29 protein-coding genes and 3 tRNA genes are annotated in these 25991 nt (G+C 49.8%); 7 read left to right on the plus strand and 25 right to left on the minus strand.

The features are described from left to right. Positions 1 to 2: 2 nt before the first annotated feature. From pyk to nusB, 4 genes are read right to left on the minus strand one after another with little or no spacing between them, the layout of a single operon-like run. A complete protein-coding gene (pyk, locus tag FBF24_03030) occupies positions 3 to 1427 on the minus strand; it encodes a pyruvate kinase (GenBank protein QCT40848.1) in 1425 nt (474 codons plus the stop codon). A 46-nt stretch (positions 1428 to 1473) separates the two neighbouring features. Continuing rightward, positions 1474 to 2190, minus strand: a complete 717-nt coding sequence (rnc, locus tag FBF24_03035; GenBank protein ID QCT40849.1) for a ribonuclease III — start codon at positions 2188 to 2190, stop codon at positions 1474 to 1476. After that, entirely contained in the window at positions 2191 to 2694 is a 504-nt protein-coding gene (locus FBF24_03040; protein ID QCT40850.1) for an NUDIX domain-containing protein, read from the minus strand. Continuing rightward, positions 2669 to 3124 carry a transcription antitermination factor NusB gene (gene nusB / locus FBF24_03045; protein ID QCT40851.1) on the minus strand — a complete coding sequence of 152 codons (456 nt, stop codon included), beginning with the start codon at positions 3122 to 3124 and terminating at the stop codon, positions 2669 to 2671. Before nusB ends, FBF24_03040 begins: the two co-directional genes overlap by 26 nt. 348 nt (positions 3125 to 3472) lie before the next feature. Here nusB and FBF24_03050 point away from each other — a divergent pair, with 348 nt between their 5' ends. Beyond that, positions 3473 to 3937 carry a hypothetical protein gene (locus FBF24_03050; GenBank protein ID QCT40852.1) on the plus strand — a complete coding sequence of 155 codons (465 nt, stop codon included), beginning with the start codon at positions 3473 to 3475 and terminating at the stop codon, positions 3935 to 3937. A gap of 14 nt (positions 3938 to 3951) precedes the next feature. Here FBF24_03050 and FBF24_03055 read toward each other — a convergent pair whose 3' ends face one another. From FBF24_03055 to FBF24_03070, 4 genes are all read right to left on the minus strand, one after another. Continuing rightward, positions 3952 to 6546, minus strand: coding sequence for a leucine--tRNA ligase (locus tag FBF24_03055; protein QCT40853.1), 2595 nt, complete (start codon positions 6544 to 6546; stop codon positions 3952 to 3954). Between the two features lie 13 nt (positions 6547 to 6559). After that, complete coding sequence (locus FBF24_03060) at positions 6560 to 7885, minus strand: hypothetical protein (GenBank protein ID QCT40854.1); 1326 nt, start codon at positions 7883 to 7885, stop codon at positions 6560 to 6562. A 30-nt stretch (positions 7886 to 7915) separates the two neighbouring features. Beyond that, complete coding sequence (locus FBF24_03065; protein QCT40855.1) at positions 7916 to 9229, minus strand: hypothetical protein; 1314 nt, start codon at positions 9227 to 9229, stop codon at positions 7916 to 7918. A 180-nt stretch (positions 9230 to 9409) separates the two neighbouring features. Next, positions 9410 to 9847, minus strand: a complete 438-nt coding sequence (locus tag FBF24_03070) for a GNAT family N-acetyltransferase (protein QCT40856.1) — start codon at positions 9845 to 9847, stop codon at positions 9410 to 9412. Between the two features lie 20 nt (positions 9848 to 9867). Here FBF24_03070 and FBF24_03075 point away from each other — a divergent pair, with 20 nt between their 5' ends. Beyond that, the gene (locus FBF24_03075) at positions 9868 to 10731 is read left to right on the plus strand and encodes a phosphate acetyltransferase (GenBank protein ID QCT40857.1); all 864 of its coding nucleotides are present in this window, start codon (positions 9868 to 9870) and stop codon (positions 10729 to 10731) included. Here FBF24_03075 and FBF24_03080 read toward each other — a convergent pair. From FBF24_03080 to FBF24_03120, 9 genes are all read right to left on the minus strand, one after another. Further along, the gene (locus FBF24_03080) at positions 10721 to 11290 is read right to left on the minus strand and encodes a hypothetical protein (GenBank protein QCT40858.1); all 570 of its coding nucleotides are present in this window, start codon (positions 11288 to 11290) and stop codon (positions 10721 to 10723) included. The two genes, FBF24_03075 and FBF24_03080, sit on opposite strands and share 11 nt — an antisense overlap. Before the next feature lie 68 nt (positions 11291 to 11358). Next, positions 11359 to 11709 carry a hypothetical protein gene (locus FBF24_03085; GenBank protein ID QCT40859.1) on the minus strand — a complete coding sequence of 117 codons (351 nt, stop codon included), beginning with the start codon at positions 11707 to 11709 and terminating at the stop codon, positions 11359 to 11361. A 20-nt stretch (positions 11710 to 11729) separates the two neighbouring features. Further along, entirely contained in the window at positions 11730 to 12275 is a 546-nt protein-coding gene (locus FBF24_03090) for a non-canonical purine NTP pyrophosphatase (GenBank protein QCT40860.1), read from the minus strand. Positions 12276 to 12280: 5 nt separating this feature from the next. Continuing rightward, positions 12281 to 12511: a DUF1653 domain-containing protein gene (locus FBF24_03095; protein ID QCT41174.1), complete on the minus strand. Its 231-nt coding sequence runs from the start codon at positions 12509 to 12511 to the stop codon at positions 12281 to 12283. Positions 12512 to 12941: 430 nt separating this feature from the next. Next, positions 12942 to 13346: a hypothetical protein gene (locus FBF24_03100; GenBank protein ID QCT40861.1), complete on the minus strand. Its 405-nt coding sequence runs from the start codon at positions 13344 to 13346 to the stop codon at positions 12942 to 12944. Between the two features lie 13 nt (positions 13347 to 13359). Further along, entirely contained in the window at positions 13360 to 15390 is a 2031-nt protein-coding gene (ligA, locus tag FBF24_03105; GenBank protein ID QCT40862.1) for an NAD-dependent DNA ligase LigA, read from the minus strand. Then, positions 15371 to 16486 (minus strand): hypothetical protein, encoded by a 1116-nt coding sequence (locus FBF24_03110; protein ID QCT40863.1) that lies wholly within the window; start codon positions 16484 to 16486, stop codon positions 15371 to 15373. The genes ligA and FBF24_03110 overlap by 20 nt, the downstream gene beginning before the upstream one ends. Before the next feature lie 2 nt (positions 16487 to 16488). Beyond that, positions 16489 to 17364: a protease gene (locus tag FBF24_03115; GenBank protein QCT40864.1), complete on the minus strand. Its 876-nt coding sequence runs from the start codon at positions 17362 to 17364 to the stop codon at positions 16489 to 16491. 71 nt (positions 17365 to 17435) lie between these two features. Then, positions 17436 to 18005, minus strand: coding sequence for a LemA family protein (locus FBF24_03120; protein ID QCT40865.1), 570 nt, complete (start codon positions 18003 to 18005; stop codon positions 17436 to 17438). Between the two features lie 158 nt (positions 18006 to 18163). On the opposite strand from FBF24_03120, the gene FBF24_03125 reads away from it, so the two are divergent. Genes FBF24_03125 through FBF24_03135 form a run of 3 tightly spaced genes read left to right on the plus strand, consistent with a single transcriptional unit; the run spans position 18164 to position 19847 of the window. Then, entirely contained in the window at positions 18164 to 18379 is a 216-nt protein-coding gene (locus FBF24_03125; protein QCT40866.1) for an AbrB/MazE/SpoVT family DNA-binding domain-containing protein, read from the plus strand. Further along, a complete protein-coding gene (locus tag FBF24_03130; protein QCT40867.1) occupies positions 18376 to 19101 on the plus strand; it encodes an ABC transporter ATP-binding protein in 726 nt (241 codons plus the stop codon). The genes FBF24_03125 and FBF24_03130 overlap by 4 nt, the downstream gene beginning before the upstream one ends. Then, the gene (locus FBF24_03135) at positions 19098 to 19847 is read left to right on the plus strand and encodes an ABC transporter permease (protein ID QCT40868.1); all 750 of its coding nucleotides are present in this window, start codon (positions 19098 to 19100) and stop codon (positions 19845 to 19847) included. The genes FBF24_03130 and FBF24_03135 overlap by 4 nt, the downstream gene beginning before the upstream one ends. Before the next feature lie 78 nt (positions 19848 to 19925). Here FBF24_03135 and FBF24_03140 read toward each other — a convergent pair. Next, positions 19926 to 20011, minus strand: a tRNA-Leu gene (locus FBF24_03140). 22 nt (positions 20012 to 20033) lie between these two features. Between FBF24_03140 and FBF24_03145 the strand changes: the two genes are divergently transcribed. Further along, on the plus strand, positions 20034 to 20624 hold the full coding sequence (locus FBF24_03145) for a hypothetical protein (protein QCT40869.1): 591 nt from the start codon (positions 20034 to 20036) through the stop codon (positions 20622 to 20624). Positions 20625 to 20634: 10 nt separating this feature from the next. After that, complete coding sequence (locus FBF24_03150; GenBank protein ID QCT40870.1) at positions 20635 to 21360, plus strand: hypothetical protein; 726 nt, start codon at positions 20635 to 20637, stop codon at positions 21358 to 21360. Positions 21361 to 21380: 20 nt separating this feature from the next. Here FBF24_03150 and FBF24_03155 read toward each other — a convergent pair. The 7 genes from FBF24_03155 to FBF24_03185 all read right to left on the minus strand — a co-directional run bounded on the left by FBF24_03155 (position 21381) and on the right by FBF24_03185 (position 25980). Beyond that, positions 21381 to 21454: transfer RNA gene (locus FBF24_03155), tRNA-Cys, on the minus strand. 13 nt (positions 21455 to 21467) lie between these two features. Continuing rightward, positions 21468 to 21555 (minus strand) — tRNA-Leu (locus FBF24_03160). Between the two features lie 24 nt (positions 21556 to 21579). Continuing rightward, positions 21580 to 23373, minus strand: coding sequence for a peptide ABC transporter substrate-binding protein (locus FBF24_03165; GenBank protein ID QCT40871.1), 1794 nt, complete (start codon positions 23371 to 23373; stop codon positions 21580 to 21582). Positions 23374 to 23382: 9 nt separating this feature from the next. Further along, positions 23383 to 23619: a preprotein translocase subunit SecG gene (secG, locus tag FBF24_03170; GenBank protein ID QCT40872.1), complete on the minus strand. Its 237-nt coding sequence runs from the start codon at positions 23617 to 23619 to the stop codon at positions 23383 to 23385. Between the two features lie 9 nt (positions 23620 to 23628). Next, positions 23629 to 24000, minus strand: a complete 372-nt coding sequence (locus tag FBF24_03175) for a phage holin family protein (protein QCT40873.1) — start codon at positions 23998 to 24000, stop codon at positions 23629 to 23631. Between the two features lie 25 nt (positions 24001 to 24025). Then, positions 24026 to 24394, minus strand: coding sequence for a prepilin-type N-terminal cleavage/methylation domain-containing protein (locus tag FBF24_03180; GenBank protein QCT40874.1), 369 nt, complete (start codon positions 24392 to 24394; stop codon positions 24026 to 24028). A 2-nt stretch (positions 24395 to 24396) separates the two neighbouring features. Continuing rightward, positions 24397 to 25980: an excinuclease ABC subunit UvrC gene (locus tag FBF24_03185; GenBank protein QCT40875.1), complete on the minus strand. Its 1584-nt coding sequence runs from the start codon at positions 25978 to 25980 to the stop codon at positions 24397 to 24399. Positions 25981 to 25991 lie beyond the last annotated feature (11 nt).

Raw genomic sequence — 25991 nt, forward strand, 5'->3', positions numbered from 1 at the left:
TCCTACTCCATTGTCCGGATCTGGATATTGTCGGTCTTGCCCGGCCGGCCCGGTTGATGGCCGCTGACCAATACCAACGTCACTGGATCCTCGCCAAAGTAACCTTCGGCCTTCAATTCCTCTGCTAATTTATTCGCCGAACCCAGACCACTTGGGCGAACGTATGAGCGCGTAGCGTAGCTTAACGCTAATTTCTGGGCCGTTTTTTGGCTATCAGTGACGCTAATAATCGGCATATTCGGTCGAAAAGCACCGACATTCACTGCGGTCACACCGGTGCTGGTCTCAGCAATAATTGCTCGCGCCTTAAGTTCAGTAGCCAACCGCGCCGCTGTGTAACTGAGCAGCGCATCATGCTTGCGACGCTTTTCACCCGACTCAACTGCCATGACATCACTGTGCTCCTGGGTGTACATAATCGTCCGACGCATCGCCTGCACTGTCTCGATCGGATATTTACCGTTGGCCGTTTCATCAGACAACATCACCGTGTCGGCACCCTGGATGACCGCATTGGCAACGTCGCTCACTTCGGCGCGAGATGGCTCAGGATTGTCAACCATGCTGCCCATCATCTGCGTGGCGACGATGCTGAGCTTAGAATATTTACGACAAAGAGCGATAATACGCCGTTGGATAACTGGCACGATCTCCGCCCCGGCTTCAACCGCCAAGTCGCCACGTGCCACCATAATGCCGTCACTCGCCTTGACGATCTCCTCCAGATGCTCATCAGAGATCGCTGACTTAGTCTCGATTTTGGCAATGATATACGCATCCGAACCCAGCGCCGTCAGCCGCGAGCGCAGATCGATAATGTCGTCCTCTGTCTGTACAAAACTAAGCGCTACATAATCAAAATCTTGATTGGCTGCCCACTCAATATCGGCGATATCTTTTGGCGTCAAGATGTCACCACCAAAATCGGTATCTGGCAGATTCAACCCTTTACGGCTCATCAAAAATCCGTCATTCTGCACCTCCACCTTGATAGCCGTTGGGCCAGCAATTTCACGAACGATCGACTTGATCTTGCCATCAAACATATACAGCGGCTCGCCAACTTTCATTTTCTCAGCGAGGTTATATTGGACAGGTAGATTAAAGCTTCCATCGTGTTCTGTAATCGACGAATCAAGCGTCAGCATATCACCAGCCCGCACCGTCAGCATGTTGTCTTTGAGAACGCCGAGGCGGATTTTTGGACCTTGAAGGTCTTGGAGAATAGCAACTGGTTTACCCTGCTCATGACTGGCCGTGCGAATCCAGTCGATTTGCTCACGCCGCTCATCATAACTACCGTGGCTAAAATTCAGACGAAAGCCATTGACACCGGCCTGCATAAGTTGACTAATTTTATCCTGACTCATCGTTGCCGGACCGACAGTCGCTAGGATCTTGGTACGTTTAAAAATTGTGTTACTCATCCTTTTGATTATAACACCGGTTAGGCGCTGAGAAAAGATATAATCACTATTCAGAATTCGCTGCCCGATATCGAGCGATTGCTTGACGGGCAGCTTGCTGCTGAGCCACTTGCTTGGAAGGGCCAGTACCGCGACCCATCATCGTTTCACCAACGAATACCCCAAGCGTAAATACCTTATCATGATCTGGCCCTTCCTCACTCAAAACTTTATACACCGGCGTCTGACCATCAACACGCTGAGAAATTTCCTGCAAATACGACTTCGGATCGCGCCAGCTGCCTGATTCCAAAATTCCATCTAGCTTAACGATAATATGCTTATGAATAAAATCGCGCGCATCATCAAAGCCGCGCTCCAGATAAATCGCACCGATCACCGCCTCAAACGCATTAGCTAGAATCTGCAAGTGCGCCCGGTCTGAACCATTTTTCTCGCCCTTTGACATGCGAATCAGCGGCCCGTAACCTAATTTATCGCCCGCATCGCCGATACTTTCTGTGCGCACCAACGCCGCCCGCCACGCCGTCAAAACTCCTTCCGGCTCAGAAAAATGCGTAAACAAATATTCCGTTACCGCTAGCTCCAACACCGCATCACCGAGGAATTCCAACCGTTCGTTATGCTCGTGGACTGATTTTCTGTGTTCATTAACGTAGCTACGATGCGTCAAAGCCGTAATCAACAGATCCAAATTATTAAACTCAAATCCCAACTTCTCACGCGCAAACTCCTGATACGGCGCCGTGTTCATCCCGCTCATTTATAGATTCTCCTGCCTGATTCGTTTCATGGCGAGCAGAATTAGCTTGCCAATATCCTCATACTCAATTTCATCCAGCGCTTCATGAAAGGTAAACCACGCCAGGCCATTCATCCAGTCTTCTTTTTGCAGTTTTTCATCCGGATCAAGCGCCTTCATCAGGTACACTTGCTGCGAAATCAACACTAACTTATCGAGTCGGCGGTAGCGAAAATTAATTTTGCCCAGCCAACCGCACACCTCGATGTTCTTGAGGCCAGCTTCCTCACCAACCTCACGCTTGGCGGCGGCCTGCGCTGTCTCGCCCGGTTCAACGTGACCTTTGGGAATTGTCCAGCGATCCCGCGCGTCTTGGTAGAGCAGAAACTCAACATCACCCTTTTTATTGCGTCGAAACACCACGCCGCCAGCAGTTGGTTCGCGAACTATTTCTTGGATCGACGGTTTTTTGCGACCGCCAAAATATTTCTTAATATGATCAAAGCTGCTTGTCTTCATCGGCATCCTCTTGAAGGGAGCGATACGCTGTGCCGAGCACACCGTTCACAAATTTCCCTGAGTTATCCGAACCAAACGTTTTTGCTAGTTCCACTGCTTCGTTGATAGCCACTTTTGGTGGCACCGCCGCCCGAGAAAACAATAATTCATACAGCCCGAGCCGTAGTACCGTCCGGTCAATTCGCGATATCTGCTCAATTGGCCATTCTGGCGCCAGCGGACGAAGCTTATCATCAAGCTCTGCTTTATGCGTGGTGACGCCATCGATCAGACTTCGTACAAACTCAACATCATCGACTGATGATTTGTATTTCTCAAGATTGCGCGTCAAGATATCGGCGACATCAACCTCGCTGTCGCCAACTTCCTGGCGAAACTCAATCTCGTATAACGTCTGCAACGCGACGATTCGTCCTAAATGACGGTTTGAAGCCATGACAAAAACGTTCCTGTTCGTGTTAGTTTATTTTGCGCTCTTATTACCAGTCTCACGCTTGGTCGTCTTGACTTTCACCGGTGACGTCCCGTTGACGCGGCGTGCTAATTTCAGTACCAAGTGGCTGCGACGCAGACCGGTCTTGCGCGGGCTACTCTGCTTTTTTGGTTGTGCCATAGAAAAATCTCCTTTATTTCAGTTTATCGTAACACTTGGGCTTCATTATACTGGTTTTTGATAGATTTCTCAAGGGGATGTGAGGTGGTGGCAGTGAGTTATTGACTTTATTGAGTGTTTATGATATTATTAAAGACATCATACCCAACCACTAAGCAAGGATATTTTACGATGAGCAATTTATTACACAACTGGATCGCTGAGACAACTCCAAAAACACCAGAGCAGGCAGCGAGGCGGCGCGGCACATTAGCTAAAGTGGGCGCTGCGGCCGTAGGCGTGGCAATGGTTACATTTGGGTGTAACCTTACCGCCCAGCACTTAGGTAGTGCCGAGAAGGAATCAATGAATCATATTACCGACACCGGAACCCTTATCGTGGAAGGCGGCGCCCAGATACGCGATACCGGCGGAGTTACCGATGATAACCTTTTAGCAACTTTTACGTCAACGGGGAAACTAGAAGTCTCTGTGACTGATGGCGTCTGGCGTAATGACAACCCGAACAGTGGACCGTGGATTTGCATAACCGAAAGCACTGCTGGCCAAGCCATGCCCGGAATAGGACTAGATCCCAACAACAAAGACAACCTCGTATGTATTAACAGCCAAGGAGCTTCCCTACTTAGTACTTAGCAGTATTAATACATCTAGACAACAATATTCACCAACTTCCCCAGTACATAAATCACCTTTTTCGGTGCCCGGGCATTGAGATAGGCACGAACTTTTTCATCATCCAGCGCCCGCTGCTCAATCGCCTCTTTATCGGCATCAACCGGCAGCTCTAACTTTGATCGAAGCTTGCCATTGACCTGAACGATGATGGTCATCGTATCACTCACCAGATATTTCTCATCCCACTTTGGCCAGTGATTGACGTGAATGGTATCAGTATGGCCCAATTCATGCCACAATTCTTCGGTGATGTGCGGTGCAAATGGTGCTAAGATTTGTAGCAAACTCTCCAAGGTAAACCGCCACGTTGCTGATGCTTGAATACCCTGCGCTTCTTTAATTTTATACAAGCCATTGACCATTTCCATCATCGCCGCCACTGCCGTATTGAATTTTTCGTCCTCGATATCGCGGGTGACTTTCTTGATAGTGAGGTGAGTGAGGCGCAACAGCTCCGCAACTACATCACCATCCTCTTCCAGAGTACACTCTTCGCTCAAATCTCCACTGGAGATTTCTCGCGAGCGTTCGGCTGAAGCGTCCGCTATTCGCGAACACTTCACAGCCTCTGTCAGAGGAGGTAATGTAGCCGCCTCAACAAACTCCTGTACCAAATTCCACACTCGGTTTAAGAACCGATACGTCCCCGGCACCCCGCGCGGATCCCACGGTGCATCCATATCGTACGGCGCGATGAACATCTCGTAAACACGCAGTGCATCGGCACCGTAGCCGCTATCCATAATCTCCATCGGGTCGATGACGTTGCCCTTAGATTTGGACATTTTTTGACCGTCTGGCGCCATGATGTAGGCGTTATACATCATCCGCTTGAACGGCTCGGGTGTTGGCACCAAGCCCAGTTTATAGAAAAATCGCATCCAAAAACGGCTATACAATAGGTGTGCTACCGCATGATCGGCGCCATTGTAATAATCAACTGGCATCCAGTGATTAATGCGCTCTGGATCCCACGCCTCGGCGTCATTGTGCGGGTCAAGATAACGCAGGAAATACCAACTGGAGCAGGCATAGCCATCCAATGTGTCCGTTTCGCGTCGGCCTTCATGCCAATTGTCACCCGCGGGCTTTGGCTCAGTAATCGGCGCGGTTTTACCCGTCTCGACGTCAACCCACACGCGCACCCAATCATCAACTTGCGCTAGGACCGACGTATTACCGCCCGTCGGCTTGAAGTTCTCGACCTCTGGCAAAATCACCGGCAAACATTCGTCCGCCACAGCTATTGGCCCGAAACCGTCAACATGAACCATCGGAATTGGCGCACCCCAGTACCGCTGGCGAGAAATCAGCCAATCGCGCATTTTGTAAGTAGTTTTACCACGACCAGAACCCTGTTGTTCCAGCCACGCTACGATTTGCTCGCGGGCATCCTCACTACGCGTACTGTCGAATTGCCCAGAATTGATCAATTCACCTTCACCAGTGTAGCAACCAACATCTGCCGAATCCTCCGGCTTGTCAACTACTTGAACAATTGGTAGATCAAATTTCTCAGCAAAGGCAAAGTCGCGTTCATCATGCGCTGGCACTGCCATGACCGCACCTGTGCCATAGCCACTCAGTACGTAGTCAGCCACCCAAATTGGCACTTTCTGTCCGTTGACTGGATTGATAGCGTAACTGCCAGTAAAGACGCCGGTTTTGTCTTTGTTTTCCTGACGTTCAACGTCAGACTTTTGCTGGGCTGCTTGGATGTACGCTTCAACCTTGGCCCGCGTGTCGGCATTGACCAACTGGGATACTAACGGATGCTCTGGTGCCAGTGCCACATACGTCGCACCAAACAGTGTGTCAGGGCGCGTAGTGAAAACAGTGATGACATCGTCGCAGCCTTCAACCGCAAACTCAACCTCCGCACCGACCGACCGACCGATCCAATTTTTCTGCATAGTTTTGACCATTTCCGTCCAATCCAAGTCGTCAGTCGCCTCCAAAATCTCATCGGCATAGGCCGTAATACGGAAAAACCACTGCTTGAGGTTGCGCTTGGTGACAGGATTGCCGCAGCGCCAACATTTGCCGCCCTCAACCTGCTCGTTAGCTAGCACCGTATTGTCGGTATCGCACCACCATTGTAGCTGCTCCTTCTGGTACGCCAAATCGTGCTTGTATAGCTGCGTAAAAATCCACTGAGTCCACTTGTAATACTCAGGGTCGGCAGTAGAAATCTCCTTTGACCAATCATAACTAAAGCCGAGGCGCTTCAACTGAGCAATGAAATGAGCCTTAGCTTCGTCATGTGCTACCCGCGGCGTTTTACCAACCTTGATAGCGTAATTTTCCACTGGCAGTCCGAAGCTGTCCCAACCAATTGGATGATAAGTATTATAGCCCTGTTGGCGCTTGAGGCGCGCTTTAATGTCGGCAAACTGAAACGTCCGACCGTGACCGATGTGAATACCGGCTCCAGTGATACCAGGCAACATACTGAGACTGTAGTACTTTGGGCGCGTCGTATCACTAAGGTCGGTGACGTAGGTGCCGTCAGCCTCCCATTTATCTTGCCATTTTTTCTCAATTTCCGTCGGATTGTAGCGTTTCATACTCCTTAGTATATCATCTCTCGACGCTAGTGTCGGCGTCTTCATCGTTCTCATCCGTAGAGGCACCACCCCTAGCAAACGGCGGCGGTATTGGTGATGAGCCGGCAAAATCCCGAAGTACTGATTTAAGATTATCGGCGTCTGACGGTATATCAATTTGCTCTGACTTACTGTAGTCGAACGTCATGTCCATAGTGAGATCCCGATCCTTGTCGCCATCTGAGCCGCGCGCCTTGATTTCGATCGCTTTAAGCTGGTGCGACCACGGATTGACCCAGATGCGTATAGTGGGCAACCTCTTCGATGACGTAGTTTTATTTGCTGTATTGAATACTTTATCGCCATAACACTCTTTAATTTTCTTGCCAAGTTTCGTATCCCCCAGAGAATCGATAAATGCGCGTAGTCTGTCTGACATTTTACCGTCTGAAGCTAAATCAATTTCAAAACCAGGCGCACCATCACGCGGCTCGACCTTAGCGTCCTTTTTGACCGTCACAAAGCTGTTTTTGCGATACGCGTTGATCAGTTCGCTACGCACCTGCTGGTCATTATTGATTAAATCAAAGATTTCTTGAGAGCACGTGTCTTTGTTTGTATGTGATGCTCCAAGCTCATCAAATGATACCTTAAGCCACTTGCCTTCAATTTTGTTAAGTTTTTCATCAAGCTGTTTGAGGATCTGGTCGCGTACCATCGTCGACTGCGTATCTGGTAGCATCCCCCGGCTTCGAGCCTTGATGATCGTCTCTACCATCTGGCGCACGATATCTTTTAGATGTTCGCTCTTAATATAAATCGTGCCTTTGCCGTCAGCCACCATTGTGAGGATGACGTCTTGCTGGATCTCCATGCCGTTGATCGCTAATGTAATGGTAGCCTCGGTTTTTGATTTTGGTGGGTCAGCAGCGGCTTTGAGCTTGACATCAATACGATTACCGTTGCCGAGATTCATGACGAGTTTACCCGAGGAAACCACCTTTTTGGTCTGAAATGAATTAATCACTGCATCAGTTACCATCCTCTGCGGATCTTGCCACCAGAAAAAGTACAACAGTACCGCAGCAATAGCCAGCAGCAATACAACCGAGCCGGTAACAATACCGACGATGAGGCCGGTTTTCTTTTTTGGCGGCATAACCGAATTCATGATCGGTGGTTGCGATGTCGGCGATGCTGGTCGTGCCGGCGTCGACGCAGGCTGATCAGCCTGTGCAGGCGGAGTCGTTGTCGACTGTGATGAGCTTGATGTGCCCGTCGACTGCGACGCTGCCGGCGGTGTTGACGCAGCGGCTTTATCCGCTGGTGTTTTCTTACTATTCGTACCCTTGTCGTCCATATTTCTCCTCGTTATACTTTCATTGTATCGCTATCCGCGAAAGCGCGAGAAAAATTCATTTTTTCGCTTAATCCAGTCAGGTGACTGGCGCACTAATTTTTTCTCATCCTCGGTGCTGTGCAGGTTAATTTTAATCGCTTCCTCGAGCCAAACACCCCCGCTCGAACCTTTGAAGAGAGCCACGCCGCCCGCATGAAGTTTTTCGCGCACAAATCCGCCGGCCATCAGCGCATCACGACACTCCTTGACCTGACAGCCGCGACGACGTGCTACCGGCGCCAGGTATTGATTAGCCATCTCGCCAACGGTCACTACCCAATCCAGCTCGTCCGGTGAGCACTGGGCGCCGAGCTTCGCATGACCGGCCTGCGTATCCTTGCGTAGCCCATTCATATTACCAAACACCACGATACGCTGCGGCACCTCGAGACTGTACAGCGTTTGTAGTGCTGACAATGCCGTCAGCGGCGACGAGCTATAGCTATCATCAATCAGAATCGTCTGATCCGCGCCGCGAAGCACTTGCATCCGACCCGGCAGCGGAAGTAACTGACTCAAGCCCTTTTCAATCAACTCTTTCGTCATACCCATCCGCACCCCGGCGAGCATCGCCACGACGGCTGGTCGCAGATTATGCTCACCAAGCAGCGGCAGCGTCACTGCGATGCCATTAGGATATTCCGGGCCGATAATCTTGCCGACATAACCGTGCTCCAGCGAGAAATCATGCTGCTCAAAATAATACTCAGCGACCTCGCTGGTACCATATGTCGTCATCTGGGGATTCGTCAAAAATGCGGCAAATCGACCGTCGATATCATCACGGTTAATAGCCGCAAAGCGAGCATTATTCGCCAATGTCAACATCTCGCCAGCTACCTCTTCGACGGTATGTTCAACCCGCATGCGGCCAGAGGTGACTGACGTCACAACGGCCATGTCCGGCAAAATAACCTGCTGAAACCATGCATTAAAACCAGGCTGCATCGGGCTGAATTCTTGGACGATGACATGAGCTTCGGGATGCTCGGCGCGAGCACGTTTCTTGACAGCTCGCATCATCTTGCGGCGGTGCCAAAATCCCCACTTCTCCTCCGGACGATTCTCGGGGTAGCGCACGCCCATGATTTGCAGGAGCGTTTGTAAGTGCGACGTTGGCTCAGCAGCGTGCATGGCGACAGCAAACTGCTGCGATAGCACAGTAGCGATCGCTGTTTTGGCACTCGTTTTACCGGCACTCCCGGTCACTGCGATCAACTTGACATCAGCATGGTCGGCAAAAAATTGCCGGACATAGCGTATCATTTTTTTCTCAAACGACTTCTTGAACATCCCCTTTATCATACCATAAGCGCTATCAAACGCGCTACTTGACGAACAAAAAAGAGCTGTTACGCGCCCACCCGGGGCAATTTCGTGTGTTTGTTTTGGATGGCAGCATAGGAAACGCCCCTATGCGTACCAGCTCTGACGATATTATGCGCTTTTTTGTTAAAAAGCACAAGGGGTTTGATCAATATTTACCTACAATTGTTTAGCGAAGGCATTAGTGCTACGCACGACCGCGCCTTTTTTCAAGTAGAATCGCTGCGCCGCTTCACGTTCTGGGCGCGATGTAAACTCCAGTTTTTGAGCGCCCTGCTCGCGGCCCCAGTCAATGACAGCGTCCCAGAGTCGAGAACCGACACCCTTGCCCTGTACCGTTGGGTCAGTCACAAAATCATCAAGGTAAATTTTGCGCCCAGCAGCTGGCCCAAGTAGCAGTGCCGCCGTTGCCATGCCGACAACTTTGCCCGATAGTCGCGCCAATAACAACACATGACTTGGCGAGTCAATGATCTGCTGTAACAGCTCGGCATCAGCCGGATGTGGCTTGCTGGTGAGTGCCGCGATGAGGTTAGTAATGTCTGCCACATCAGATTCGGCGATGTGGGATGCTCGTTTAATTGTCAATTCGTTCATAGTTCCATTATACTATACTCATGAATCAGCACATACGAGACTTAGCAAAAATTTTAGCTTTAAACCCGCCGCGCGTGGTATTTCCTGAGGGCGATAATCACATCATCCAGCAGGCAGCGCGCGCACTAGAAGAAAGCGGCGCGGTGCAGCCGGTGCTGCTTGATGGAAAAGAGGACGCTATCAGTCGCGGTGCAACGATGCTAACGAGCGGCGAGGCTGACGTTATGGTGGCTGGAATTGATCATCCAACGAAAGACGTGCTCCGAGCTGGGCTGAAAATTGTTGGACTGGCGCCCGATGTTCGGTATGCATCCAGCTTTTTCGTGATAGACATTCCACAGTTTCAGGGCGGCGAACAGGGTCTGCTCCTCTTTGCCGACTGCGGCATGAACATTCAGCCAAACGCCGAACAACTGGCGGCAATTGCTGTGGCCTCAGCGGATAGTGCGGCGTCGCTCGGCTGGGAGCCACGCGTGGCTATGCTGTCATACTCAACGAAAGGCAGCGCTGGTGGCGACAGTGTCGAGCTCGTCACGCAGGCCCTACAACTCGTCAAAACAGAGCGGCCCGATATATCAATTGATGGCGAACTGCAATTAGACGCGGCAATCGTCCCGACTATCGGCCAGAAAAAATCACCGGACAGTCCGGTTGCTGGTCAGGCTAATGTCCTTGTGTTTCCTAATCTTGATTCTGGCAATATCGCGTATAAGTTAGCAGAACACCTGGCCGGCGGTCATGCGTACGGGCCAATCTTGCAGGGTTTTGCCCGACCGATCAGCGACTTATCGCGCGGCTCCAGCGTTGATGACGTGATCGGCGCCACGCTCATCACTGCCAGCATGGCGCGGGGTACACGCCTAGCAACGAAGGCTACTGGGTGACATACCACTGCGCAAATTGATGCCATTGCTGCAGCGTGTCGGTTCTAACCGCCAAGCCTTGGTCGCGCCGATCAAACACCTCGGACATCGTCAGGCCGTTACTGCCATCCATCGTAATAATCTTGTTGACCGACGCACCACTCTTGCCACGCGGCAGAGCGACAAACTTCCCCGGCTGATCAAAGATAAATGTCTGTAGAGTATGCCCGTCGTAATAGGCGACAATATCATGGAGGATAATCTGCCAATCGTCTTTATCGCGTAGCAGCGCCAAAAAATCCTCGGGCGTCAACCAGTGCGCGATATCCTTCATATAGCCACCCGGAAAGCCGCCGAGCGCGGGCACTTCCCAATTACTATCGTTGACAACAACCGGCTTGCCAGCCCTCTCGTACGCTGCCCGAACCTTAGCCTCGGTAATTTTCAATGGATCACGGTGCTGGATCTCATCAATATCTAGATTAATAATCTCCACCGCTATGTCGTATTGACTCAGCGTGGCTGTCGCTTCCTCGATTTTACGTGGGTTACCAGTGACGAGATTGATGTGTTTTGTCATGGGGTTTATTATAGCATTTCTTATTTTAGTGTAGCCGTAGCACTGGTTTTGCCATAGGGAATCCTTCGTCAACCAACCTCACTCAGCGCCTTTATAATATCCTCATCCCGTGAGACCGCACGAACGTTTGGTAGTTGTAAAAACCATTTCGGGTTATCATGAACGACGACCACTGGTTTACCAAGCGCTATCGCCATGCCAACTTCGTAGCGTGCGCTCTCCTGGTCGGATTCCCATAGATATACCAAAACATCGGCAGAACGAACAGCCTGAACTTCATCTTCCGGGCCGAAATTTGTCTCGTCATCTTTGTAATTATAGTACCAATTACACGGAATACTATAGCCGGAATCCTCTAGGGTTTTTGCCACGCGATTCGCCCTGTCGAGATTTTTGCCAGCTAGATAGATCACTTTCATATATAAATAATAGCATGTATTTATTCAAGTGTGGTGAGAAATTGACGGACAGCAGCAATTGGTTTGAAAGTGCCAGCGTCCTCATCTGGCGTTAATTCGGCACGAGTTTTACCCTCGTAGCCATCCGGGCAAAATATTTTATCCCAGCCAAAGCCGCCATCGCCTATGGGATGCTCAGAGATGGCGCCATGAAGTTCAGCGCGAAATAACTTGATCCGCTGGCCGTCGCAGTAGCCAAACACACATGCCGCTACTGCCGATCGGTCGTCAAAGCTATCGAGTATCCGACAGAGATTCTCTAAGCCGTTCGGCGCCTCGACAAAAAACTTGATAAACGGACCCGGCAGTCCACCGAGCGCTGTAAACTCAAGCGCCACATCCTCGACCAGAACCGGACATTTGGCGACCACATACGCCTGGCGAACCTTATGCTCAACAATCTCTTCCAAGCTCGTTGATTGAATCTCCATTAAATCAACTACCTGGTGCGTTAGTGGCAAGCCCAGCACACGCGCTAGAGCATCTGCTTTGTGTTGATTGCTAGTGATAAACGTAACTACCTTCATCACACTCACACCCGAGTTTTGGAGGTGATTTTCTGAAATCGTGGCACAGATTTCCCGTCCAGTACTATTGTTTCCGTAAACATACTGGCAGGGCGGGCAAATAGTTCATATTCATTTTCATAGAGAGGTCGGTAAATCACCAGGAGTTCTGCTGTCTCAGTTTCTAAGGCTAGGCCGATTACCTCGTATAGCTTGCCTGATTTGCCATGCCTGTACGTACCCTTGCTGACCCCCATATGATGGCTCTGCTTTTCGATATCCACTGTTTCTTCACGATACTTCCCTGGCTGGGCGCGCAGTATTTCCACCCATCTACTGTCATCCGTAAAATCATTGTATTCAATATAGTGCCGATTATCAAAGCCACCATTATCCTGCTTTTTACGCACCATTTCTTCTTGAACTTGCTCTATAGAAAAGCCAAAGGCCTGGCGCAGCGCGTCAACGACTTCTTGCAAATCAGCCAGCTCTTTGAGCGATTCATCACGCTGATTATCATCCAGCGGAATCTCATCTACCTCCTCGTGAACCTTGCGGAGCAGCTCGCGGCGAAACGCTTGCTTGTCTAATGTCCGGTACTCCGTATGCAAAAATTCTGGATCATCCAGGCACTTTTTTACCACTTTGTCGCGAACTAACTTTTGTAAGTAAAATCGGATCATCTAGTTACCTCCGTTGGGTTAATGTTTCAACGCCATCTTCATAAACCAATTCGCCAATCTCAACTTCGTAAATATGCTTATCATCACGAAACGCAAAAAATCGAACGGTTTTCTGCTGCTGCCAAGCTTGGATTATTTCCGCCCGCACGCCATCAGCGATGTCGCCAAATACCCAGAGCTCATCAGCGCGCGCCACCAGCGTATTATTGGCGCGCCGCACCGTGTCACGCTCCACCGCGTCGAGTAGAAAATAGTCAAAACTGGTAAACGGATTGATTGGTACAACGCCTTGTTCGAGTGCAAATTTCGTTACGAAAAATCTCATGTAAAAATATTTCTTTGACATCGCCGTAAACACAACCGTGTCGGCAGGTTTGATGGCGAGGGCGCGATGTGATTGCTGATTCATGATTATTACCTCCTTATTGTATAATCTCTAACAATGTTTGTTCATCAATAATTTTGGTGCCGTATTGTTCGGCTTTTTTCAATTTACTGGCGCCAACTTTACCGCCGGCTACCAAATATGTTGTATCTTTTGCAACAGCAGTTTGGAAGGTGCCACCAAGATCACGGATTTTTTCAGCAGCAACGTCGCGGCCCATCGACTGCAGGGTGCCGGTGATGACAAAACTTTGGCCAGCCAGACGGTCGGATTTTTGGCTAAACTGTGGCGCCACGCCCAAGTCAGCAAATTTTTTGAGCAGCATCACGTTATCTTCATCAGCAAACCACGCCACGATCGACTCGGCGACAATTTCGCCCACTCCGTCTACTTCGCGTAGCTCATCAATAGTCGCTTGGCTGAGCTTCTCAACACTTTCAAAGTGATTTGTGAGATCAATCGCTGTCTGCGCGCCAACATGCCGAATACCGAGACCAAATAAAAACCGCTCCAAGGCTGGCTGTTTCTTAGCAGCAATGGCATCAATGAGCTTTTGCGCAGAAATCTCAGCAAAGCGCTCCAGCTGCAGCAAATCATCTTTCGTCAACCGGTAAATATCCGCCAAATCGTTAACTAGCCCAGCCTCGACCAGCGCCTCGACATTTTTCTCGCCCAGCGTATCAATGTCCAGCGCACCTTTGGAGGCAAAGTGCGCTAGGGACCGCTTCAAAATCAGCGGGCCGCTCAAACCTTTAACGCGGTACACCGCCTCGCCTGCTGGCCGTATAAATTCTAGCTCCGGATATTGGCGCGACAGTTCTGCCGAATAATCAATTGGCTTAGAATCTGCCGGCCGCAATTCTTTCAAAACACTCTCAACCTGCGGGATGATATCGCCCGCCTTGAAAATCACCACCGTATCGCCGCGGCGCACATCCAGCCGAGCAATTTCGTCGGCGTTATGTAGGCTAGCGTGCTGCACCGTCGTACCTGCCACCACCACGGGGTCAAACACCGCTACTGGCGTGGCCGCACCGGTTCGACCGATGGAGATAACGATATCACGGACGATGGTCGTAGCTTCTTCGGCGGCAAATTTATACGCCACTGCCGCTCGCGGTGTCTTGCCAACGATGCCGAGCTCGGCAAACTGTCGCCGGTCGTTGAGCTTGATGACCGCTCCGTCGGTGTTAAACTGCAGTGACTGACGCACTTCATCCAGATGATCAACATAGCTCATCACTTCATCCAAGCCATAGACAATTTGTGTCTGCCGACTAGTGGTGATACCCAGCTCGTTCATCATTTGATAGCCAAAGGCAATCGTCGGCGTGTCCTCAAGGTTGTCGCGAATAATGTCATAGCCAACAAAATTGAGCGGACGCTCTGCCACCAGTTTTGGATCAAGCTGGCGAATCGTCCCCGCCGCCAAGTTACGCGGATTAGCAAATTCTGGCTGACCGGCCGCTCGCCGACGCTGGTTTAATGCTGCAAAGTCAGCCTTGTGCATCACAATTTCACCACGAATTTCCGTTCGACCACGCAAAAAATGAGCAAATCGTTGATTGGCGCGTAGTGTCAGCGGCACATTCTGAATCGTCCGCACATTCATGGTCACATCTTCACCAACTAGTCCGTCGCCCCGCGTCACGGCCCGTGTCAGCACACCGTCCTCATAAATCAGCGCACACGCCAAGCCGTCCATTTTGATATCACACAAAAATTCTTCAGTGATATCACTACGCACTTTGTGCATACGCTCTATCCACGCCGCAACTTCCGCCCTGTCAAACACATCCTGCAGTGAAATCATCCGCGTCTGGTGCTGAACCTTGGTAAATTTACTGAGCGCTTTTCCTGCCACCCGCTGGGTTGGGCTGTCTGGCGTGATAAGTTCCGGAAATTGCTCTTCCAGCTGCGACAGTTCATGTTTCAGGCTATCAGCCGCCGCCTCGCTCATGATCGATTCGTCAAGCACATGATAATGATAGCGATAATCATTGATCAGATCTCGCAGTTTGACAATTCGTTGCTCGGCCGCCTGCCGGTCAAGCTGGCGCGCTGTCATCGGCGACGACCTTTCGGTAGAATAGATAAATGTAGCACGCCGAGGCAACAATCGAGAACGCCACCAACATCAACGCCACGAGCGGCACCAGCGGCAACCAGTTCAACGCCGGTATCACCGTTTTGAGTGCGCCATCAATCGTAATAACCGGAATAAGCACCGCCGCCCAAACCACGGCGAGCACCAGCAGCAGCCACATTAATCGCAGCAAGATCCGCATCCGCCGCCCTAGTACAACGTCTGAAGCCAGTCGCGCTGCTTCTAGTGGATACATCCCCGGTAGGGTAATAATTACCATAGCGAACAACGTACTCGTCAGCCAATATATCGACAAGGTGACGATTAATATGGTGGCGCCGGCCGCCAACATCAACACCACCGTCTGCTGCAACATGCCTGACGTGTCCGCCGCTCCGTAAATAATGACCGCTATCGCTGCTGGTAATAATTGAATGAGCGCGATAAACACTAGGACCGACAGGGCGATGACCGGCGCGCCCGCATTATACAACCCATCGCGAATCTTTGGACGCTTACCGACAATTACGCCGCGAACCAGCCAAATCGTCGTCAGCCATATATACAGCCCGATCAGCGCGCCAATAACCTGCTGCGACGATGCTACGCCACCCGTCGAACCACCGAGCTGATTGGTAACCACGCCAGTAAATAGCATCAACGTCGGCACAATAGTGCCCAGGGCGCCCCCCTGATTCGTTCCATTGATCGTATCCTTTAGCTGCTGATATGTGTCTTGTGAAATCAACCCCGACAGCAACACACCCAGCACCGCGTATATCGCCGTCAACCCAACGAATATCCGCCAGTGCTTTCGCATCAGTTGCCATGCTTGTTTGGTCAGCGCAAAGTAGCCTGGCAACTTGAGCGAACGACGATAGTCACGTCGCTTGGTCACTCGAAAACTACGGTGCGGCCGACGGCGGAGAAAGGCTTGGCGGCGCTGCGTTAGTCGCTGCCAAGCCTTATTAAGCCTCTCTTTTAACGATACTGTTTTCTTTGTCGCGGCGCGACTATCTGCTTTTGAAGTTGCTCGTTTACGCCGCGTGGTGTGTTGTTTTTTGGTTGACTTCGTCATGATTACATCTTCGTTGCATTACTTCGCAGGCGTGCGATTCGATCTTCTAGTGGCGGATGGGTGCTAAATAACTTTGAGAAAAAGCCAGGACGCAGCGGATTATTCATAAACAAGTTCGCTGTTGAGGTGCTCTGCTTGCGCATTGGCCGACCATAACTTTGTAACTTCTCCAGTGCCATCGCCAGCCCCTCCGAGTCGCGAGTCAATAATGCACCCGAAGCGTCCGCAAGATACTCGCGCTGGCGGCTGACTGCCAGTTGCGTAATCGTTGCTAAAATCGGTGCCAAGATTACTACTATAATACCCACGACGTAGACAATCGGGCTGGTATCCCCGTCATCATCATCGCCATATATCATCATCCGGAGTGCGATATCAGCAAGCAACCCAATGGCACTCACCAACCCAAAGGCAATCATACTAACGCGAATATCGTAATTACGCACATGGCTCATCTCGTGCGCCATCACCGCCTCGAGTTCGCGCTTGTCCATAACTTCTAGCAGCCCAGTAGTCGCACCGACGATAGCGTGCTTTGGATCGCGGCCGGTTGCAAAGGCATTTGGTGCCGGGTCGTCAATGATATAGACTTTTGGCATCGGCATGCCGGAAGCAATCGCGAGGTTTTCTACTACTCGCCACAGCTCCGGCGCATCCTTCTTTTCAATCTGCTGCGCACCGCTCATCGCCATGGCCAATTTACCAGCGATATAATATTGTAACCACGCATAAAGCAGCGCACAACCGACAATGATCAACGACAATGAATAGTTCCGTAGATACATACCGACCAGTACACCGATTACGCCGATAATCGCCACAAACACTGCCATGATCAGCACGGTGTTTCGCTTATTATGAGAAATTGCACTATACATGTAGTTATTATACCAAAAACCGCCCGCCGAAAATAGGCGAGCGGCTTAGTTCAGGCAAAGATTATCCTGCCTTAGAATTTCACCTCGACTGGATTCTCAACACTTGCTCGATCAGCAACCTCAAAGAACTCCTTGGCCTGGAAGCCGAACATGCCGGCAACCATGTTAGCCGGGAACCTTTGAATCCTTGTGTTCAGATCGCGAACGCCGCCATTATAAAAGCGACGCGATGCCTGAATCTTATCCTCAGTGTCAACCAGTTCTTGCTGTAGCTGCAAGAAATTCTCATTAGCCTTTAGTTCTGGATATGCCTCAGCGACAGCGAACAGGCTCTTTAGGGCGCCCTCTAACATATTCTCCGCCTGAGCCGTATCAGCCACGCCCTTGGCACCCATAATGGCCGATCGCGCTTCAGTGACTTTCTCAAACACTTCTTTCTCGTGCGTAGCGTAGCCCTTGACTGAGTTAACCAGGTTTGGAATCAAGTCAGTCCGGCGTTTGAGCTGGACAGTGATATCACTCCATGCTTCCTCGACGCGGTTACGCAGCGTCACCAGTCCGTTGTACGTACCGATCAAAAACGCCACGATCAGAACGATAACGACACCAACGATAATTAAGGTTATTATTACTGCATCCATGTTCTATTCTCCTTATGGTTAGTACCTTATACACATAATTATACCATACACACGGGTCGTATAGCAGCAAAATCATGCCAACTCATTGTTGACACGCAGCTCATCATAGTCGTATACTTATTCATATAAATCATATTTATATGAAAGAAAGGAATTATATGACAAAACCAAAGAGTAGACATGCTTGGACAGTCAAGGTTGGCGAACGCGGGCAAATTGTGATACCCAAAGAGGCACGAGATATTTTTAATATCAAGCCTGGCGATACACTTATCATGCTCGGCGACAAGCAGCAAGGGATTGCTATTCCGACTAAGAATAAAGTCATTGATACAATCACCGCCGTGCTCAATGATACGGAGATGAAATCATGAATGCAATCACTGCGACCAACTTAACAAAACGCTACGGTGACTTTGTCGCAGTCGACAGCCTTAATCTATCAATTGAAAAGGGTGAGTTATTTTCACTACTTGGTGTCAATGGTGCGGGTAAGACGACATTGATTAAAATGTTATCTTGCTTAAGCCAACCAACACAAGGTGATGCTATTTTACTCGGCAATAGTATTACCGAAAAACCTCAGGCAGTCAAACAGATGATCAACGTTTCACCGCAAGAAACTGCTGTAGCTGGTAATTTATCAGTCCGCGAGAATCTCGAACTGATCGCTGGACTCTACGGACAATCTGCTCATAACGCCAGTGAGAGCGCCTCGCGTATGGCAAGCCAATTCAAGCTCGAAACTGTCGAACATAAAAAAGCTAAGCATTTGTCTGGCGGCATGCAGCGACGCCTGTCGATCGCCATGGCACTCATCTCAAATCCAAAAATATTATTCATTGACGAACCAACGCTAGGTCTTGATATTTTTTCGCGCCGTGAGTTATGGGAGGCGATCCAGTTGCTCAAAGGTACAGTGACGACGCTGCTCACAACTCACTATCTCGAGGAAATTGAAGCATTGTCTGATCGTGTCGGCGTTATGGCGCGCGGCAAGCTCGTGGCAATCGGTACAGTAGCAGAACTGCAAAAACAAACTAATACACGCACCCTTGAGGATGCGTTTGTCGCACTTGTAGGAGATATTCGATGAGAGCTTTACTATTTGCTAAACGCTGTACAAAAGAAGTTGTACGCGATCCGATCAATCTATTCTTTGGATTAGTCTTTCCACTCGTTTTGCTTGGACTGCTCTCTATTATAGATGCCAGCATTCCCGCCGAAGCCAATAACACTATGTTTGCCATCAGAAATTTGGCACCAGGTATCGCAATGTTCGGTACGGCATTCCTAGCACTATTCTCAGGTATGCTCCTAGCAAAAGACCGAACTTCATCATTCCTGATGCGTCTGTTTACCTCGCCTATGACAGCCCGAGATTTTATCATTGGATACACAATTCCGATGATTATCATTGCTACCATGCAGGCAGTGATTACCCTCGTTATCGCCTGCTGTATCGGGCTCGACTTTTCAGTGCATATTATTGGGGCAATCGTTATTACAACGGTAACGTCGCTTCTATTTGTTGGATGTGGGTTATTCTTCGGCAGTCTCATTAACGAGCGAGCAGTTGGCGGTATATGTGGCGCCCTGCTCACCAATGTCGCTGGCTGGCTGTCGGGCGTATTTGTCCCGGTTGATCTCATCGGCGGTGGCTTTAAAATGGTTGCGGAAGCACTGCCATTTTACCACAGTGTTGCCGCCATTAAAGGCAGCATTGAGGGGAATTGGCAAGTCATCACACCACATCTACTGATTGTTTTGTGTTATACCACCGTTATCTTTACACTCGCCATCTATATCTTTCGGCGAAAGATGACCGGACGAAACACCTAATTTATCTGGATCTGGCACCCTAGAATTCAACTATCCATAACGAAAGCCGCCCTTTATCGGCGGCTTTTGTAACAATTGTGGTGCGCGAGGCGGGAATCGAACCCGCACGACTTTTGGTCAAGGGATTTTAAGTCCCTCGCGTCTACCAATTCCGCCACTCGCGCCTATCCGTAGTATACTATATTTATGCGGCAAATTGTACACATCCACGGCGGCAATACGTTCAATAGTTATGCGCAATATCTTGAGACACTCAAAAATGACTCCATTCGGTACGAGCGACTGCTCTACACACCAACATGGCGTAAATGGTTGGCCCAAGAAATAGATGATGCCGACGTCTTGCTACCCAGTATGCCAAACAAACAAAATGCCCAATATGAAGAATGGAAAATCTACTTTAAGAAGATATTACCACTCCTGTGCGATGACGTTCATTTTGTCGGCAGTAGTCTCGGGGCAGTATTTTTAGCAAAGTACCTACACGAGAATCCTCTTAGTGTGCCAGTAAGCCAGCTGATTTTAGTCGCTGGTCCGTATGACGACGAGACTAATGAGGACTTGGGTAATTTTAGGTTAAATAGTACCACAGGACTTGAACAGTCCGCCAAGGAAATCCACCTGTTTCACAGCACAGATGACCCCGTTGTACCATTTTCTGAACTTGCTAAATTTCAGCACGATTTACCGACCGCCAAGACGCATATTTTTGAAGACCGCAATCACTTTTTCCAACCAACTTTTCCAGAGTTGAAAGAATTGTTAGAGAAAAAATAGAAAGGATATTATGTTTGGATTATTTAAGAAGAAACCTAAAGCCATCAACGATAAAATATTGAAAGATAATCTTATTGTCTCGCTACGAGAGCAACTAGAAAGTATGAATGAGTCAGATCGTATAACTATTGGTGGTCAAGAAATGTTCGAGTTTCTTATGCAACCGCACAAAGACGATACAGAGCCGCGCCTTCCTATCCAAATATTTCTTTGCGTCTCCAGTATGCTCGCCGGTTATGCGACACAAATAGCAGCCCGTGCAGAAAGTCCTGAAAATATCCTTGAGATTGGCATGGAAGATGGTCAAAAATTCTACTTGGGCGATAAGATATTACAAAAGGTATTCTTAGAAACATATTCTCCTTGGTCATTTGTTGGTGGCGGCATGGAACAAATCGGTAAAGTTAAAGTATTCAAAGCATTTGATATTCAAGAATGTGTTGGTCATAGTGCTCAAGTTATGGGTAGTGATGACTTCTATAACATTAGGGTTCCTAAGAATCATCAACCAGACGTACTAGCGCCCAAAGATTTTGCAGAATTGTGGAAAACCTGTTCAGAACATCTTAGCGCCATTGTACCTAATCAACAAGAATGGCCTGGTTGCTACGGCGTCGTGCTGCACCAAGCGATCATCCATGCAAAGGGTATCATCGACCCGAAAATAGCGCTCACTATCATCGCCGAAAGTATGCTTATCGCATCAAAACTAGACCTTCCTCTTAAAGAAAAATAGCCCCGCATAGGGACTATATTTGGAGGCACGTACGAGAGTCGAACTCGTCTAAAAGGTTTTGCAGACCTCTGCGTAACCGCTCCGCCAACGCGCCGCTCTGTTACATTTGGTGCGAGCGAGAAGACTTGAACTTCCACGAGCGTAATGCTCACTAGCCCCTCAAGCTAGCGCGTCTACCAATTCCGCCACGCCCGCATGACCACTTACCATTATACCTGATTACGGTGTTTTGTAAACGGATTCGCGGCGAACTGTCCAGTAGATCACGTCGGCAAACCGATCGGTGGGATATACCAGCCGCATTGACTTATCAAGCGCCGACACGGAACGCAAGTGAATGTAATCCAGTTGCACTTGATATAGTGCGAGGGCCGGCACATCGGACTGCCAATGCTTGGTAAATGTTTGGTATTTGCTAACTCGTTGCTTGGCGCTTTGTTTGGTGCGACCTGCGGCGAGAGCATCATCGGCCACCGCGCTGTTATAGTTAGCAAAATTGAGACCGCCTTGATTGGCCTGTGACGAATGCCAGTAGGCAAAGACGTCAGCATCACCGCCCAGCACCAACTCATACAGTAGTACATCAAAGCCACGCGGCCGCAGGACGGACTGCAAAACGTTCTGCGAGGCATCATTTGGATCAACCACCCGCAAGTCAACGGTGATGTGCAGCGTTTCCTGCCAAGCTTTTACTAATTCACGAGCAGTATTTTCAAAATCAGAGCCCTTGAGCGTCACGAACGACAATTGCAAAACCTGCTCACCCTTTTTACGCTGATTACCGACTACCTTCCACCCCTCTTCGTCCAGTAACTTTTTTGCTGCTTCTGTGTCATACGGCAAACGACCGGCCAGTTGCCCGTCTACTTGGTCGTCAAAAATTGGGCCGTGTAGTGGCTTCTTGGCAAAGGCAAACTTCTCGCGTAGCGCTTGGGTATTAATCGACTGGACCAGTGCTTGCCGAACTTTGCGCGAACTCACCACTTCGCTCTGGGTATTAAATAATGCATAAACGCCATCGTTAATAGCGTACGACCGCGAGGCATACATGTGACGGATCTGGTCTGACTGAGCCATGTATGACAACTCCGGTGTAGCCATAATTTCACTCGTCTTGAGACCTTTGGTGATCTCGTCCCGCGTCGGATATACATACAGCTGAAAACGATCTAGCTTTGGCGCGCCATGATGATACTGCGAGTTAGCCACGAGATGAAGCACTTTTTTCGACCCTTCAGCATTGGCATTCTGTAGAATCCGCATAGCAAACGGCCCAGAGGTTACGGGCGACTTACCATAACCATGCTCGCGTAGCTCAGCCGGATTAACTTCACTGAGGCTGTGCTGAGGTAAAATCGGAAAGGTGAGAGCGTGCATGAATGGTGCATACGGGGCTGGCAGAGTAAATTGTACTGTCCGCTCGTCAACCTGCTTGACGTTGATCGACTGCCAGCCGGTAATTGACGATTGTGTCCGTGCATCCTTGAGTAGATTAACAGTAAACACCACGTCGCGAGCATCCAGTGGCGCTCCGTCTGACCACCTGAGATTACGGCGCAATTTGACCGTGTACTCAGTCTCGGCCTCATTGACTGTGACCGACTCAGCGAGGTCCCCCTTGATATGTCCGGTCGTATCATAATTATAGAGACTCGCAAACATCAGTCGGGCCGCTGACTTTTCGGCACTACTACGAGCAAAGATTGGGTTCAGCGTCTCTAGCGGGCCCAGCACACCCTCTGAATACGACCCACCCCTGGCTGGTGCGTTATGAGCGTACAATTCACGAAATGACAGCCACTGCACCATACTGATGGTAATCAATAGAATAACCAGAAAGATCCACCCCAGGACATGCCGCTTGACTCCAGCCAAATGTTCGAGGCGCGAAGAGATAAACATATGCGTGTGACGCAAGGTCGTCTTGGTCAGTTTTTGCGCTTGCCCATCAAGATCTTTTGTTGCGAAGTCCAGTCGCAGAAATTTTTTCCAAGATGATTTTTTTGTGTCCAAGGCGTGCTCCTAGCCCTTCAGACTCGGCAACACCAAACTCGCCAAGATCGACAGCACGAACACAACAGCAAACACAATAGTCACATCAAACAAGTTCTTGTCAAAACCTCGCCGCGTGGTGAACAGCTCGCCCGACGAGCCAAAGCCTGCGCCTAGGCTCGCGCCACGCTGCTGCAACAATATGGCAATGATCATCAAAATGGCTGATCCTAATGTGACATACGGCAAAATAGTATCAAGTGACATGCTTTCTCCTTATTCTGGCGCCAGCTTGATAACGAAGGCGCTACTTACTATATAGTTTACCAGACTGAGTATGATTCCGGCAAGAATTGACGAGCCAAAACTCATGGATAATCCCGGCGCCAGCGCCAATGATATATAAACCATGATGCCATTAACCACCAGCGTAAATAAGCCGAGCGTCAGTAAGATCGCCGGTAGCGACAAAATGACAACGATCGGTTTTAAGATAGAGTTGACGATCGAAAAGATTAGGCCAGCGAGGACAAACGTTGCCGTCGTCTCGACCACTGGCTCACTCGTCCCGAGAAGCCGCACCGCCACCCAGATGCCAACAGAATTAAGTATCCACCTGACAAAAAATATTGCAAATTGTCGTCTCATGACTACATTTCATTATATCATAACGCTAACAGGCGCCGTCGACTACCTTGCGCTCGGTGCTTTTGATGTGCATCTGGAGTTGCTGGCGACTACTCGTCCCCTCAATGCAGATCGCGGCCGGCGTCGAGCCAGACGGCGGGATTGTTCGTACAGTGATTACGATGTCTGGCGAGCCACTTTTGAACGACTGCGGCAATGTCGTTGGGTATGACCCTTTGAAGTTTTTCTCCTGCTCCGCCGCTGATAGCGCGTTCTGTAGATCTGATGTTATGGCTTTACGTACCGTCTCTTTGCGCCACCCGTTATAGCTGACGAGACCGATGCCCGCCAAGATGCCGATAACCACAACGACAATTAGTATTTCTATGACGGTAAATCCATATTTTCGACTCATACTTATGATGATAGCATAAGCATAATCTTTTTCGCTAGCTCTTTACCTATAATTTTTTCGAGATCAGTCAGCGAGGCGTTCCGTATATGGTTGATGCTGCCAAATTTTTTCAGCAATTTGGCGCGGGTTTTTGGCCCCACACCAGGAATTTCTTCCAGCTGGTTTTTCGTTTGCTGCTGACGCTTCAGCGCCGTGTGGTAACTCACCGCAAAGCGGTGCGACTCATCGCGGATGCGCTGGAACAGTTTGATTATGTCGGTTGTCGCGAGACCGCTCTCGTCTGTCGTCGGACGTTCTTTACGATTTTGCTCGGTACTGGCTCGCAAGTTTTTTGAATGCGAACCGGCATTACGCTGACTTGGGTGTAAATTCACCACATAGACGTCACCGTCTTCGTGAATTGCAATGCCTGTCCGTGGCTGCGACTGGATCTGTTTGATAAACGCCGTATCAATCTGCGAACCAATCTTATGCACTAGCAGTTCTTCCTCGCGCTTGGCGATGCTGACAATCGGCACGGTGACACCACGCTCATCGCGCGCTTTGATGGCCGCCGCTAGCTGGCCTTTACCGCCGTCAATCAGTAGCAGATCAGGACGACCCCAACTTTTCAGATTACGCTCACTCAGCCGGCGAAAAATCGTCTCGTACATATTACCCGTGTCATCATTTTTCTCACTGACTTTGAATTTGCGGTACTCCGCCCGGTCGCTGGCGCCATTAGTAAACACCACCATACTGGAGACAACCTGCTGGCCACTCATGTGCGAAATGTCATAACCCTCGATGCGCACTGGGATATTCTTTAGACCCAACAATTTCGCCAAATCAGCCAGCGCCTTGTCCTTAGAAATATCCAAAAACTCTTTGTCACCAAAACAAACCCGCCGCTGCAACTCCTGCATGGCACGCAGCTTATTGCGAAGATCAGCCGCCCGCTCAAAATCATGCAGCCCAGCCGCCGTTTTCATGTCGCGTTCCAGCTCGGCGGCGATGGCTTTACGATTACCCTTGATATAGCTGATGAGTTTGCGTAGATTAGCCTTGTATAGCTCCGGCCCATCACTCAGCCGCGGACTTAGTCCCAAATCTTCATCCAACTTCGACTGCCCTGGTCGCCGCTGCCTGGTCAAATAGGGAAACACCCGACGCAGATATCGTAGGGCTTTTTTCAAGGCAAAGCCATTATAAAACGGGCCAACATATTCCGCGCCGTCATCAGCTGGATTGCGCGTAAAACTGACGATCGGCCACTCGCTTTTCATGTCGATTCGCACATACATCTGCGATTTATCATCGCGCAGCAGTACGTTGTAGCGCGGCATATAGCGCTTGACCATCTCGCTTTCCAGAAACAACGCGTCAACCTCGCTCTCGGTCTCAATCCAATCAGTATCAGCAATTTCCGCCACCAACGCCATGGTTTTATTGTCCCGCCCGCGCGAATCTTGAAAATACTGGCGCACGCGGTTTTTCAGCACCGCCGCTTTGCCTACATAAATAATCTCGCCGCTGACCGACCTGTGGAAATAGACGCCCGGTGTGCGGGGCAGGGTTTTGAGTTTTTGCTGCAACCGTTTATTCACAGTATCATTAT

This window comes from Candidatus Saccharibacteria bacterium oral taxon 488 (assembly GCA_005697215.1).
GTDB lineage: Bacteria > Patescibacteriota > Saccharimonadia > Saccharimonadales > Saccharimonadaceae > Nanosynbacter.

Coding starts and splice junctions, on each gene's coding strand:
- pyk (QCT40848.1), bottom strand. CDS start 1,427: ATGAGTAACACAATTTTTAAACGTACCAAGATCCTAGCGACTGTCGGT.
- rnc (QCT40849.1), bottom strand. CDS start 2,190: ATGAGCGGGATGAACACGGCGCCGTATCAGGAGTTTGCGCGTGAGAAG.
- FBF24_03040 (QCT40850.1), bottom strand. CDS start 2,694: ATGCCGATGAAGACAAGCAGCTTTGATCATATTAAGAAATATTTTGGC.
- nusB (QCT40851.1), bottom strand. CDS start 3,124: ATGGCTTCAAACCGTCATTTAGGACGAATCGTCGCGTTGCAGACGTTA.
- FBF24_03050 (QCT40852.1), top strand. CDS start 3,473: ATGAGCAATTTATTACACAACTGGATCGCTGAGACAACTCCAAAAACA.
- FBF24_03055 (QCT40853.1), bottom strand. CDS start 6,546: ATGAAACGCTACAATCCGACGGAAATTGAGAAAAAATGGCAAGATAAA.
- FBF24_03060 (QCT40854.1), bottom strand. CDS start 7,885: ATGGACGACAAGGGTACGAATAGTAAGAAAACACCAGCGGATAAAGCC.
- FBF24_03065 (QCT40855.1), bottom strand. CDS start 9,229: ATGATAAAGGGGATGTTCAAGAAGTCGTTTGAGAAAAAAATGATACGC.
- FBF24_03070 (QCT40856.1), bottom strand. CDS start 9,847: ATGAACGAATTGACAATTAAACGAGCATCCCACATCGCCGAATCTGAT.
- FBF24_03075 (QCT40857.1), top strand. CDS start 9,868: ATGAATCAGCACATACGAGACTTAGCAAAAATTTTAGCTTTAAACCCG.
- FBF24_03080 (QCT40858.1), bottom strand. CDS start 11,290: ATGACAAAACACATCAATCTCGTCACTGGTAACCCACGTAAAATCGAG.
- FBF24_03085 (QCT40859.1), bottom strand. CDS start 11,709: ATGAAAGTGATCTATCTAGCTGGCAAAAATCTCGACAGGGCGAATCGC.
- FBF24_03090 (QCT40860.1), bottom strand. CDS start 12,275: ATGAAGGTAGTTACGTTTATCACTAGCAATCAACACAAAGCAGATGCT.
- FBF24_03095 (QCT41174.1), bottom strand. CDS start 12,511: ATGGGGGTCAGCAAGGGTACGTACAGGCATGGCAAATCAGGCAAGCTA.
- FBF24_03100 (QCT40861.1), bottom strand. CDS start 13,346: ATGAATCAGCAATCACATCGCGCCCTCGCCATCAAACCTGCCGACACG.
- ligA (QCT40862.1), bottom strand. CDS start 15,390: ATGACAGCGCGCCAGCTTGACCGGCAGGCGGCCGAGCAACGAATTGTC.
- FBF24_03110 (QCT40863.1), bottom strand. CDS start 16,486: ATGACGAAGTCAACCAAAAAACAACACACCACGCGGCGTAAACGAGCA.
- FBF24_03115 (QCT40864.1), bottom strand. CDS start 17,364: ATGTATAGTGCAATTTCTCATAATAAGCGAAACACCGTGCTGATCATG.
- FBF24_03120 (QCT40865.1), bottom strand. CDS start 18,005: ATGGATGCAGTAATAATAACCTTAATTATCGTTGGTGTCGTTATCGTT.
- FBF24_03125 (QCT40866.1), top strand. CDS start 18,164: ATGACAAAACCAAAGAGTAGACATGCTTGGACAGTCAAGGTTGGCGAA.
- FBF24_03130 (QCT40867.1), top strand. CDS start 18,376: ATGAATGCAATCACTGCGACCAACTTAACAAAACGCTACGGTGACTTT.
- FBF24_03135 (QCT40868.1), top strand. CDS start 19,098: ATGAGAGCTTTACTATTTGCTAAACGCTGTACAAAAGAAGTTGTACGC.
- FBF24_03145 (QCT40869.1), top strand. CDS start 20,034: ATGCGGCAAATTGTACACATCCACGGCGGCAATACGTTCAATAGTTAT.
- FBF24_03150 (QCT40870.1), top strand. CDS start 20,635: ATGTTTGGATTATTTAAGAAGAAACCTAAAGCCATCAACGATAAAATA.
- secG (QCT40872.1), bottom strand. CDS start 23,619: ATGTCACTTGATACTATTTTGCCGTATGTCACATTAGGATCAGCCATT.
- FBF24_03175 (QCT40873.1), bottom strand. CDS start 24,000: ATGAGACGACAATTTGCAATATTTTTTGTCAGGTGGATACTTAATTCT.
- FBF24_03180 (QCT40874.1), bottom strand. CDS start 24,394: ATGAGTCGAAAATATGGATTTACCGTCATAGAAATACTAATTGTCGTT.